11 protein-coding genes are annotated in these 11,535 nt (G+C 67.6%); 7 read left to right on the forward strand and 4 right to left on the reverse strand.

Going from position 1 to position 11,535, the window contains the following annotated elements; genetic code table 11:
• Nucleotides 1-4: 4 nt before the first annotated feature.
• The 3 genes from ABIB14_RS05235 to ABIB14_RS05245 all read right to left on the reverse strand — a co-directional run bounded on the left by ABIB14_RS05235 (nucleotide 5) and on the right by ABIB14_RS05245 (nucleotide 4,306).
• The gene (locus ABIB14_RS05235; protein WP_354234592.1) at nucleotides 5-2,338 is read right to left on the reverse strand and encodes a glycoside hydrolase family 65 protein; all 2,334 of its coding nucleotides are present in this window, start codon (nucleotides 2,336-2,338) and stop codon (nucleotides 5-7) included.
• Between the two features lie 127 nt (nucleotides 2,339-2,465).
• Nucleotides 2,466-3,212, reverse strand: a complete 747-nt coding sequence (locus tag ABIB14_RS05240) for an HAD family hydrolase (RefSeq protein ID WP_354234593.1) — start codon at nucleotides 3,210-3,212, stop codon at nucleotides 2,466-2,468.
• A 476-nt stretch (nucleotides 3,213-3,688) separates the two neighbouring features.
• Nucleotides 3,689-4,306, reverse strand: coding sequence for an alpha/beta hydrolase (locus ABIB14_RS05245; protein ID WP_354234595.1), 618 nt, complete (start codon nucleotides 4,304-4,306; stop codon nucleotides 3,689-3,691).
• Between the two features lie 318 nt (nucleotides 4,307-4,624).
• Between ABIB14_RS05245 and ABIB14_RS05250 the strand changes: the two genes are divergently transcribed.
• The 7 genes from ABIB14_RS05250 to ABIB14_RS05280 all read left to right on the forward strand — a co-directional run bounded on the left by ABIB14_RS05250 (nucleotide 4,625) and on the right by ABIB14_RS05280 (nucleotide 10,483).
• Nucleotides 4,625-4,888, forward strand: a complete 264-nt coding sequence (locus ABIB14_RS05250; RefSeq protein WP_326959654.1) for a DUF6458 family protein — start codon at nucleotides 4,625-4,627, stop codon at nucleotides 4,886-4,888.
• A gap of 464 nt (nucleotides 4,889-5,352) precedes the next feature.
• Nucleotides 5,353-6,174: a DeoR/GlpR family DNA-binding transcription regulator gene (locus ABIB14_RS05255; RefSeq protein WP_354234596.1), complete on the forward strand. Its 822-nt coding sequence runs from the start codon at nucleotides 5,353-5,355 to the stop codon at nucleotides 6,172-6,174.
• The gene (locus ABIB14_RS05260; RefSeq protein WP_354234597.1) at nucleotides 6,171-7,160 is read left to right on the forward strand and encodes a 1-phosphofructokinase family hexose kinase; all 990 of its coding nucleotides are present in this window, start codon (nucleotides 6,171-6,173) and stop codon (nucleotides 7,158-7,160) included. Before ABIB14_RS05255 ends, ABIB14_RS05260 begins: the two co-directional genes overlap by 4 nt.
• A 2-nt stretch (nucleotides 7,161-7,162) precedes the next feature.
• Entirely contained in the window at nucleotides 7,163-9,229 is a 2,067-nt protein-coding gene (locus ABIB14_RS05265) for a PTS fructose transporter subunit IIABC (RefSeq protein WP_354234599.1), read from the forward strand.
• A gap of 58 nt (nucleotides 9,230-9,287) precedes the next feature.
• The gene (locus ABIB14_RS05270; RefSeq protein WP_354234601.1) at nucleotides 9,288-9,569 is read left to right on the forward strand and encodes an HPr family phosphocarrier protein; all 282 of its coding nucleotides are present in this window, start codon (nucleotides 9,288-9,290) and stop codon (nucleotides 9,567-9,569) included.
• 501 nt (nucleotides 9,570-10,070) lie between these two features.
• Entirely contained in the window at nucleotides 10,071-10,193 is a 123-nt protein-coding gene (locus ABIB14_RS05275; RefSeq protein WP_354234603.1) for a hypothetical protein, read from the forward strand.
• A 2-nt stretch (nucleotides 10,194-10,195) separates the two neighbouring features.
• Nucleotides 10,196-10,483: a DUF7218 family protein gene (locus ABIB14_RS05280; RefSeq protein WP_354234605.1), complete on the forward strand. Its 288-nt coding sequence runs from the start codon at nucleotides 10,196-10,198 to the stop codon at nucleotides 10,481-10,483.
• A 42-nt stretch (nucleotides 10,484-10,525) separates the two neighbouring features.
• On the opposite strand, the gene ku is transcribed toward ABIB14_RS05280, so the two are convergent.
• The gene (gene ku, locus ABIB14_RS05285; protein WP_354234606.1) at nucleotides 10,526-11,524 is read right to left on the reverse strand and encodes a non-homologous end joining protein Ku; all 999 of its coding nucleotides are present in this window, start codon (nucleotides 11,522-11,524) and stop codon (nucleotides 10,526-10,528) included.
• Nucleotides 11,525-11,535 lie beyond the last annotated feature (11 nt).

Consider the following 11,535-nt stretch of genomic DNA (forward strand, 5'->3'; position numbering starts at 1 on the left):
CCGGCTAGTTAACGGCGCGCACCGCCGGGATGGACGACGTCGGCGGGCCGCTGGGGAACACCGTGGGCGGTGGGCCCACCACGGCATGCAGGCGCACGTGCACCGGCTCGCTGCCAACCATGAGGCGTTCGCCCCGCACATCGACCTCCATCGGCGCAGCACCGCGGAGGGTCAGGGTGAGCGCCGCATGGTCCAGTTCGACGTGCAGCAGGCCGCCCCGCAGCAACAGGTGAAAGTCCAGGGAATCCCATTCGGCAGGCAACCGCGGATCGAAGTACGGAACTTCGCCCTGGTCCCGGAGCCCCGCGAATCCGCTGACCAGCGCGCTCCAGACCCCGCCGGCGGAGGCGATGTGCACGCCGTCGATCGAGTTGCCGTGGCTATCGTCAAGGTCGATGTACAGGGCGTGGATGAAGTGTCCCAGTGCGGCGTCACCGTGGCCTACCTCCGCGGCCATGATGCCCTGCACGCACGCGGACAGGGTGGAATCCCCGGTGGTGATCGGGTCGTAGAAGTCGAAGGCGCGTCGTTTCTCCTCGGCGCTGAAGTCCTGCCACTGCAGGAACATCGCCAGTACCGTGTCAGCCTGTTTGAGGACCTGGTGCCGGTAGATCACCAGCGGGTGGAAGTGCAGCAGCAGCGGGTACTTGGATCGCGGCGTGTCCCAGTCCCACGGCTCGAGGGTCATGAAGTCGTTGTCCTGCGAGTAGACCTGGAGATCCTCGTCGTAGGGCAGCTGCATCCGGTTTGCGGACTGCCCCCAGAGCTCCCGCTCGGTGTCGCCGATCGCCGGGTGGTCCAGCGCGGCGGCGGCCCGCAGATTGAAGCGGGCCATGACGTTGGTGTACAGGTTGTCATTGACGACGGCGGTGTACTCGTCCGGGCCCGTAACCCCGTGGATGTGGAACAGACCGTCCTGGCCGAAGAAGCCCAGCGATGCCCACATCCGCGCCGTCTCGATCAGCAGCTCGGCGCCAAGGGTGGCCTTGAACTCCGCATCCCCGGCGGCCCAGTTGTAGCGGTTCGTGGCGAACGCGACAGCGGCGGCGATGTGGAACTGCGCGGTGCCGGCGGCGTAGTAGGCGCTGGCCTCCAGTCCGTTGATGGTGCGCCAGGGGAACAGGGCGCCCTCCACGCTGAGCTCCCTGGCGCGGACCCTGGCTTCGGGGAGCATTTGATGGCGGAATTCTAGGACCTGGCGGGCGTTGCCGGGGCTGGTGTAGGTCAGATATGGCAGCAGGTACACCTCTTGGTCCCAGAAGTAGTGTCCGTCGTAACCGGAACCTGACACGCCCTTGGCCGGGATGCCGGCGACGTCCGCGCAGGCAGTGGCCTGGGCCAGTTGGAAGAGGTTCCAGCGGACGGCCTGCTGCAGTTCGGGCTGGCCGCCCACTACGATGTCGCTGGTGGTCCAGTAGTCGCGGTAGTGGGCCTGGCTCTGGGCGAAAATTGCCGCCACCGGCAGCAGGGCGGCTTCGGCGCTGTCGGCAAGGTCCTCGTCCGGGGCCCCGCCCACCGCATAGCTGACGCTTTTTTCCAGTACGAACGGAGCGTCCGCGCTGACGGCGAGGACATAGCGGACGCTGCTCTCGTCCTGGTCGATCAGGGTGTCGAACGGCTGGATGCCGGCGGAGGTCCAGTGGTCAACGGCCATGCCGAGCCGCTGCTTGGACTCGACCGCTTCCCACGACAGCCGGAGTGAGCCGTCGCCGCCGTCGAGCCGCACCGGGAGCAGCACGCGGCCGGCGTGCCGGCCGGCGCGCCGCGGGTCATGGCCCGAGTGCTCCGCCGCCGGCCGGTCCTGCCGGTTCACCACGGCCGAGGTCACGTCGGCGGAGATCTCACAGTCGGCCGCGACTTCCAGCGAGATGCCGAGGGCCCCGCGGGCCCCGTACCCAACCGCGCGGCGTTCAGTGGTGGTCACGGTGGCGCCGGAGCGGCACTGCCAGACGATCCGGCATTCGTATACGCCGGTCGCGAAGTCCACGCTCCGCCGGTAGTCCAGGACCGTGGACTCCGCCAGGCTGAGCAGCTCGCCGTCAATCACCACGACGAAGTTGTTGGCGTCCGGGATGTAGAGGATGCGCTGGCCCGTGCGGGCGAAGCCGTAGGCGTTTTCGGCGTGCTTGATATCCCAGATCTCGTGGAAGCCGTTGATGAAGCTGCCCGGAAGGTCGGCATCCGCGGCGGCCCAATGCGCGCCCCGGATGCCAAGGTGGCCATTGCCGAGACTGAAGAGGGTCTCCAGGGCTCCGGCGTTGCCCGGCAGGTGGACGGTTTCCACGAGCTGCCAGGGATCGTTGGGGAACCTGGCGCGGTCCGAAGTGATGAGAGCCATGGTGGGGTCCTTTGGCAGTGCGGGGTTGTGCGGGTGGGTGCCGCGGGCCGGTTGGTGCGGGTTCGGTGCTGCGGGTTCGGTGCTGCGGGTTCGGTGCTGCGGGTTCGGTGCTGCGGTGGCCCGCCGGCTAGAGCAGTTCGGCCAGGTCGTTGACCACAATCGTGGCGCCGGCGTCGAGCAGGGCCGCCCGGCCCGCTCCTCGGTCCACGCCGATGACCGAGTGGAAGCTCCCCGCGCTTCCAGCCTGGACACCGGAGACGGCGTCTTCGACGACGACGCATTCTTCACTGGGCAGGCCCAGCAGGCGGGCGGCATATTGGTACGTGGCCGGGCTGGGTTTGCCGGGCAGGCCTTCGGAGACCGCGACGACGCCGTCGACCACCACCGGAAAATGGTCCGAGAGACCGGCGGCCTTGAGCACCGGGACGGCGTTTCGGGAGGAGGAGACGACGGCGAGCTTGAGTCCGCGCTTGAGCGCGGCCTCAATAAGACGGACGGAACCTTCATACGGTTTCACGCCGCCGGAGGCGACAATGTCGTTGAAGACCTTGTTTTTGCGGTTGCCGAGGCCGTGGACGGTGTTGTGGGCCGGATCATCGTCGGCCGGGCCCTCGGGCAGCACGATGTTCCGTGAGGCCAGGAAGTCGCGGACGCCGTCGAAGCGGGGCTTGCCGTCGATGTGGTCGAAGTAGTCGCTCCCGCGGTAATGCGCTGCCTCGGGCACGCCTTTGAGGAAGCCGTCGAAGAGTTCCTGCCAGGCGCGCTCGTGCACCACAGCGGTGGGGGTCAGGACGCCGTCGAGGTCGAACAGGATGGCGGACGCGCCGGAGAGCACGCCGCTTGCGCCGGGGGCGCCGTTGGAAATTGCAGTCATGGATCGGATGTCCTCTCAGACGGTGGCGTTGAAAGTGCTGGGCGGTCACCGGCGCAGCCGGACAGCATCGGGACGACGGGCGCTGATCGGGGCGTTGGCCGGCATCCGTGTCGGCGGCGGGCGGTCCCGGGCTTTGACCGCCTGTTTCTCCGCATCTGGTGGGCGGGGAGAGGCGGAACCTCCGGATGGTGGCGTCTTTCGACCGGCAGGTCGGCCGCGGGCCGGCTCTGAGCCGCGGCCCGGCGGGCAATCGGGGTCAGTCCTAGGCGACGGCTTCCCGCGGCAATGGCGGGGACGTTCGGGATGGACACGCGTGGAGCCTTAGCCATGCGACACGGGCCTGGACCTTTCTTCCCCCTGCGGTAGCGGGCCGATCAAAATGGCCAAAATAAAGTGTAAGCGCTTACAAATTCGGTGCGCAAGAGGCGGCCGCGGCTCGGGGCACGGGTCGCGGCGGCGGGCACGGCCGACGTCGTTTAGCGCAGCACGTAGTGGCGTAAAAAGGCGCACACATCCACGAGTTCGGCCGGGGCGATCGAGTGTCCCATGCCGGGATAGCTTCGTGCCGTGAGCTGTGTGTTCTGGTGCAGCCACTCCTCGGTATGCGCCGTAGCGGCGTCGTTGATCACGGAGTCCTGCTTGTCCCGCCCCCAGAAGAACGGGGGCTGCGTGTCGAAGGACTCGCTCATGGCCAGCAGCTCGTTGTCCAGCACGAAGCCAGACAGCCCGACAACCGCGCGGAACGCCTCCGGCCGCAGCCGCAGCAGCGTGCTCGCCATCGCCATGCCCTGGGAGTAGCCCAAAAGGCTGACACTGCTATGCCGTGCCTTGACCGCCTCGATCCAGGCGAAAACCGAATTGGTGGCAGAGACGACATCCGCGAAGTCGTGGGTGAGGAAGTAGTCCAGCAGAAACCAGCCGTAGTCGTCGCCGATCACCTTCGGTCCTCGCAGGGCGGCGCAGCTGAACTCGGACGGCAGGCTGCCAAACAGTTCCGCCATGCGGGTCTCATCCGTGCCGTAGCCGTGCAGCATCACCAGCAGCGGCGTGCCGGCGCGCTCGGGCTCCGGCTTTGACCAGGCGACCGTCTCCATGTAGCCAGCCTAGCCACCGTGCGGTGGTCTTCCGCCGCCCGGTCCATCCGCGCGGGCCGGTCTTTCAGCCGGCCGGTTCTTTCGGCGCTTACAGCCGCGCCCTTCCGGGATCGGCACGTTGCTCGTCCGGAACAGGCGCGATTGCCCGAGAACGTGGCGGAAAAGTCACCAGGGTCGGCTCGATCAGGCCGACTACGGGTCGAATTTGCGGCCGCACGGGCCAAAATCGTTGAAACGACATGTACCGGGCTGTAGCGTGACGCTGGACAGCATGCTTAGTAATGCCTATCGGTCCCTCCGGACAACAAGGAGCAAGTCATGAGAATCGGTTCCTCAATTTTCCTCATCGCCCTCGGCGCCATCCTGGCCTGGGCCATCACTCCCGGCCTGATCCCGAACGTCGACCAGACCATGATCGGCTACATCCTCATGGCGGTCGGCGTGATCGGCCTGGTCGCGTCCCTGATTCTCGCCTCCCCCGGTCGCAGCCGGACCCGCCGCGTCAGCGAAACCCGCTCCGTCGTCGACCCCAACACCGGCGAGACCATCACCCGCAATGAAAGCCGCGACGCCGGGATCTGATCCAGAGGCGCAGCACCGCCCCATTCAACCGACCCGGACGCCGGGCCTGACCGTGACGGTCGGGCCCGGCGTCCGCCGTTTAACTAGCCGTTCCCTCGGCATTTCACCGACGCTCCCCCGGCGCGGCGCGCCCGTGGACATGCCCGGCCCGGGACCTCGGGAATGGACATAGACCCGAAATGCCCAACCCCTGGCCCGAGGAATGGGCATGTCCCCCCGCCGCAGGGCTACAAGACCGGACATGTCTCCCGCCCGTCATAACTACTTGGCACGTCCCGCGCTAGTCGTAACCCACTTCTGTGTTCTTGTTGTTTTTCATTGACAAAACCAACAGAGCAAAGATAAAGTCAATCAATTCCACTTTGGTGTGATGGATGTCACCGAGGCCGGGATCAGCATCCCCGGAACCAGCCCTGCACCACCCGCAACAGCAGCACCGAATCACCCGTCGCAATGGAGGCCACGTGTTCGCCGAGGAACGCCAGCAACTGATCATGGAACTCGTCGCCGCCAGCGGCCGGGCCAGCGTCACCGACCTCGCCGACCGCTTCAGCATCACCACCGAAACCGTCCGCCGCGACCTGGCCGCCCTCGAGACCGCCGGCACTGTCCGCCGGGTCCATGGGGGCGCAGTATCACCGGAACGGTTCAGCACCACTGAAGAAAGCATCCTTGAGCGCACGGTACAGCGGCCGTCCGAAAAGACCAGGATCGCCGAGGCGGCCCTCGCGCTCATCCCACAGGGCCGCGCCGGAAGCGTCCTGATCGACGCCGGCTCCACCACCGAGGTCCTTGCGGCACTGCTCGCCGCCCGCACGGCGAAGGGCGCCGGATCAGCAGGCGCAGGTGCCGGGGCCACGGGCGACGTCGAATTCGTCGTCATCACCCACGCGCTGCCCATCGCGGCGAGGCTGTCCGGCGAGCCTGGCATCTCCTTGCACCTGCTCGGCGGCAAGGTCCGCGGCCTGACCCAGGCCGCCGTCGGGCAGTCCACCGTGGAAGCCGCCCGGCGGATCCGGCCAGATATCGCGTTCATCGGGACCAACGGCATTTCCGCGTCCTTCGGGCTGAGCACTCCCGATCCTGAAGAAGCAGCCGTCAAGGCAGCCTTCGTCCAATCAGCGCGCCGCATTGTGGTGCTGGCTGACTCCTCCAAGCTGGACGCGGAGACGCTGGTCCAGTTCGCCTCCCTGAAAGATCTGGACACCTTGATCACAGACACGAATCCCAGCCCTGCCCTCGCCGCGGCCCTCGCGGACGCTGGCGTGGAGGTGGTGGTCGTATGATCGTCACCCTCACCGCCAACCCCAGCCTGGACCGTACCGTGGCACTGCCCGGCCCGCTGCTCCGGGGGGAGGTCCAGCGCGCCGTCTCCGTCCGGCAGGAGTCCGGCGGCAAGGGCGTGAATGTCTCCCGCGCCCTGGTGGCTTCCGGGATGAAGACCCTGGCGGTCCTGCCAGGCGGCGAAGCCGATCCCGTCCTGGCGGGGCTGCGGGACACTGACGTGCCGTTCGCCGCCCTGCCCATCGGCGAGGCGCTGCGCAGCAACATGGCGTTCACGGAGCCCGGCGGCGTCACCACCAAGATCAACGAGCCCGGCCCGGTCCTGAGCACGGAGCAGCAGGAGGCTCTGATCGAGTTGCTGCTGGATTCCGCCCGTGGCGCCAGTTGGGTGGTCCTCGCCGGGTCCCTGCCGCCCGGCGTACCGGCCGACTTCTACGCCACCGTCACCCGGCGGCTACGCTCCCGGCACGAGGACGGCACCGAGGCACCCCTCATCGCCGTTGACTCCTCCGGCGCACCGCTAGCTGCCGCGATCTCCGGAGACGCTCTGGGGAAACCGGATCTACTCAAACCCAATGCCGAGGAACTGGGGGAACTGGCTGCCGCGGCGGGATTCGCCACGGATAAGTCCGCTGAGGAACTCGAAGCCGACCCGGAAGCTGCCGCGGCAGCCGCCGCCGTCGTCGTCCGCTCCGGAGTGGGTGCTGTACTCGCCACCCTCGGTTCCAGGGGTGCGGTGCTTGTGACGGCCGACGGCGCGTGGCTGGCCACGCACCCGCCGGTCAATGCGGTCAGCACGGTCGGCGCCGGCGACTCCTCGCTGGCCGGCTACCTGCTCGCCTCCAGCCAGGGCGCCGCCCCGGTCGATTGTCTGCGTCAGGCGGTGGCCCATGGAGCCGCCGCCGCCTCCCTGCCTGGCTCCACTGTCCCGGCAGTCCGCCAAACCAGCCCCGATGCCGTAACCATCACGACCCTGAAGAAGGATTGACAGTGACTCAGCTCATTACTACCGAACTGGTCGAACTCGACCAGAATCTGGGCAATTCGCCCGAAGACGTGATCCGGCACCTGGCAGGCAGAGTTGCGGCCAACGGACGCGCTTCCGAAGTCGAGGGGCTTTTCGCCGACGCCTTCGCCCGGGAGTCTAAGACCGCCACCGGCGTGCCCGGCGGCATCGCGATCCCGCACTGCCGCTCGACGGCGGTCCTGGAGCCGACCCTCGCCATGGCACGGCTGTCACAGCCGGTCGATTTCGGTGCCAAGGACGGCCCGGCAGACCTGGTCTTCTTCATCGCCGCCCCGGAGGGTGCGGACCAGGAGCACCTTAAGCTGCTGTCCAGGCTGGCCCGGTCCCTGATCAAAAAGGACTTCACCGGCGCCTTGCGGGCCGCGGCGACGCAGGCAGAGGTCGTGGAACTGGTCGAAGGCGCCCTGGCGGACAAACCCGCCGCTGCCCCGGCCGAAGCAGGTGCGCCGGCCGCGCCGGTGATCGCCGGCGCAAGCGGTTCGACCGCTCCCGCGGGAGCCGGCGCTCAGCGCATCAAGCGGCTCGTCGCCGTCACCGCCTGCCCGACCGGCATCGCCCACACCTACATGGCGGCCGACTCCCTCGTTGCCGCCGCCAAGGAAATGGGCGTCGACCTGCAGGTGGAAACCCAGGGCTCCTCGGGTGCCAGGGCCTTGGACCCGGCCGTGATCGCCGCTGCCGACGCCGTCATCTTCGCCGTCGACGTCGACGTCCGCGGCAAGGAGCGGTTCGCCGGCAAGCCCGTCATCAACGCCCCGGTCAAGCGCGGCATCGACGAGCCGGGCAAGATGGTGCAGGAAGCCCTTGCCGCGGCCGACAACCCCCATGCCCGACGCGTGCCCCACTTCGGTGCCGAGGAACAGGCCGAGCATGAGGCCGAGGAAAAGGGCGAGCACATCGGTCAGAAGCTCAAGAAGGCCCTGCTCACCGGGGTCAGCTACATGATCCCGTTCGTGGCCGGCGGCGGCCTGCTGATCGCCTTGGGCTTCCTTATGGGCGGCTACCTGATCACGAAGTACGCCGACGCGATCGTCGTGGACAACAGCCTCTTCAATTTGCCGACCCAGTACCCGGACAACGCCTGGGGCCCGCTCGGCGCCTACCTCGGCGCCGTGTTGTTCAAGATCGGTGCTCTATCACTGGGCTTCCTGGTACCGGCCCTCGCCGGCTACATCGCCTACGGTATCGCCGACAGGCCGGGCATCGCGCCAGGCTTCGTGGCCGGCGCCGTCGCCGGATTCATGGGCGCCGGCTTCCTCGGCGGCATCGTCGGCGGCCTGCTCGCCGGCTACATTGCCCTCGTAATCGGACGGCTCAATGTGGCCCGCTGGCTGCGCGGCCTGATGCCGGTGGTCATCATCCCGCTCCTGGCTTCGCTCGTCGCGTCCGGCCTGATGTTCCTGATCCTGGGTGGACCGATCGCCGCCATCAGCTCGGGCCTCAGCAGCTGGTTGTCCGGCCTCACCGGCGCCAGTGCCATCGCCCTCGGCGTGATCCTGGGCCTCATGATGTGCTTCGACCTCGGCGGACCCGTCAACAAGGTCGCCTATTCGTTCGCCGTCGCCGGCCTGGGAGCCGCAACCATTACCAACCAGGCGCCCTGGCAGATCATGGCGGCCGTGATGGCGACCGGCATGGTGCCCCCGCTGGCCATGGCCCTCGCATCCACCGTGCTGAACAAGAAGCTCTTCAGCCTGGCCGAGCAGGAAAACGGCAAGGCGGCGTGGCTGCTGGGCGCCTCCTTCATCTCCGAAGGAGCCATCCCGTTCGCCGCCGCTGACCCGCTGCGCGTCATCCCCGCCAGCATGCTGGGCGGTGCGGTGACCGGCGCAATTTCGATGGCGGCCGGGGTCGGGTCCAAGGCCCCGCACGGCGGGATCTTCGTTTTCTTCGCCATCGACAACTTCTTGATGTTCGTCGTCTCGATCGCGGCGGGCACGGTGGTCGCGGCCCTGTCCGTAATCGCGCTCAAGCGCTGGGCAGTCAAGAGGACCGTTGGTACGGTGGAACCGGTTCCCGTAACCGTTTGAGCTGGTCCGCGACAGACTTTCCCGAGCTGGCTGCCTAAGCCGAATTCAAGGAGCAGAAATGACCGAACGAAACGCCACCATCGCCAGCCGAGTTGGGCTGCACGCCCGCCCGGCCGCCATCTTCGCCGAGGCCGCGGGCGAGTTCGACAACCTCGACATCACCATTGCCCGTCTCGGTGAACCGGAGGACGAGGCCATGGCCGCCGCGAGCATCCTGTCGCTGATGAGTCTGGGCGCTTCTCACGGTGAGGTTGTGGTGTTGCGTGCCCAGGGCGAGGGCGCCGACGCCGCCCTGGACCGCCTCGTCCAGATCCTCGAGACGGACCACGACGCCGAATAGTTCCACCGGATGGCCGCCGGCCCGTTGCCCTGTCGGGGCGCGGGCCGGCGGCCTTCTGTGGTTTGATGCCCAGTCTTCGTTGCCGCCCCAGTTGGACATGTCCAGCCCTGGCCGCGGCGGGTGGACATATAGGCACTGTGCCCAGTGGCGGGCCGACCCGGAGGACATGTCCCGTGGTTGCACCGAGCCAGGGCCTCCGCGGGGGACGCATGCCCGAGCTTCCTGGCCGACCCTGGCCGACCCCGCAGGAGATGCCCAGCCCTGGCCGCGGCGGGTGGACATATAGGCACTGTGCCCAGTGGCGGGCCGTCCCGGAGGACATGTCCCGTGGTTGCACCGAGCCAGGGCCTCCGCGGACACGACCGGCCCGCCCCTGGGGCCATCAGCCACTAGGTGCGAGACGTGAATGCTTGTCACGACCGGCCGGCACCGATAGTTTTGAACCGCGGCGCCGCCATGGATCCGCAAGGAACCGTGTCCCGCCCCGAAGGAGATCACCCCGTGGCAAGCGTGCAGGCGAGCATCGAATCCGGCGAGTGGCGTTCCGCTGTTGACCGCGGCGAGGTCGACGGCGCCGCCGCGAACGACGACCCGTCCGATCCCGCTGCCGAGGGACCGCGCTAGCCATGCCCACTAAGAAGGGGGCGCCGCAAGGTTCCCAACGCCCCAGCATCAAGGGCCCGGAACTCTACGAGGCGCTGTTGGAGGACGGCGCCTCGAAGCAGAAAGCAGCACGCATTTCGAATGCCACAGCCAAGCTTGGCCACTCTTCCGTGGGCCGGAAGGGCGGCACTTCCGGGGACTATGCGGACTGGACCGTCCCGGAGTTGAGGGAAAAGGCACGGGAGATCGGCCTCAGGGGCTCTTCGGGCAAGAAAAAGAGCGAACTGCTCTCCGCTCTGCGGAATTTCTGACCGATGACGGCGGGGCCGCCGGCGTGGAATGCGGGCACGGGGTCAGGCGCCCTTGCGCGCCTCCTTCGGGGCATCCGTCTTGGACGCGCGAGTCTTCGCGGCGGTGGTCTTCGCCGCCGTACTCTTCGCCGCAGTGGTCTTCGCGGCGGACTTGGCTGCGGTTTTCGGAGCGGCCTTAGCTCGGGGCGCCTTCGCAGCGGCAGTTTTCGTCTTGCTGCCGGTCTCCCCGCTGGCGGCCTCGCCACCGGCCGCGGCTACGCGCTTGCGCTCGATGCTGCGCTTCAGCGCGTCCATCAGGTCGATCACCTCACCGGTTCCTGCCTCCGCCGCCGGGGTGCCGAAGGTCTCCTCCGTGTCCAGCGACTCGCCCTGCTCGATCTTGGCGTCGATCAGTTGCCGCAGCTGCAACTGGTAGTCGTCGGTGAACTGCGCCGGCTCGAAGTCGGCTGCCATCGAGTCCACCAGGGCTGCAGACATCTCCCGCTCCTGCGCCGAGATCCGCACGCTGGTGTCGAGCGCGGGGAAGCTCGCCTCGCGCACCTCATCGGCCCACAACAGCCCCTGCAGCACCAACACGTCGCCCCGGATCCGCAACGCGCCAAGCCGGGTCTTTTCCCGCAACGCGAACTGCACAACTGCCACCCGGTCGGTGTCTTCCAGGGCCCGGCGCAGCAGGACGTAGGCCTTGGGCGACTTCGCGTCCGGTTCGAGGTAGTAGCTCTTCTCAAACATCATCGGGTCGAGCTGCTCGGCGGGGACGAACTGCACCACCTCGATCTCGTGGCTGTTCTCCGCCGGGATCGACTTGAGTTCCTCCCGGCTGAGGATCACCGTGGTGCCGTCGTCCTCATAGGCCTTGTCGATGTCTTCATAGTCGACGATCTTGCTGCATACCTCGCACCGGCGCTGGTAGCGGATCCGACCGCCGTCGGCGTTATGGACCTGATGCAGGCTGATGTCGTGGTCCTCGGTCGCGCTGTAGACCTTGACCGGCACGTTGACCAGCCCAAACGCTATCGCGCCTTTCCAGATGGCTCTCATGGCTCAAGTGA

It is taken from the genome of Arthrobacter sp. UYEF3 (assembly GCF_040546245.1).
In the GTDB taxonomy this organism is placed as follows: Bacteria; Actinomycetota; Actinomycetes; order Actinomycetales; family Micrococcaceae; genus Arthrobacter.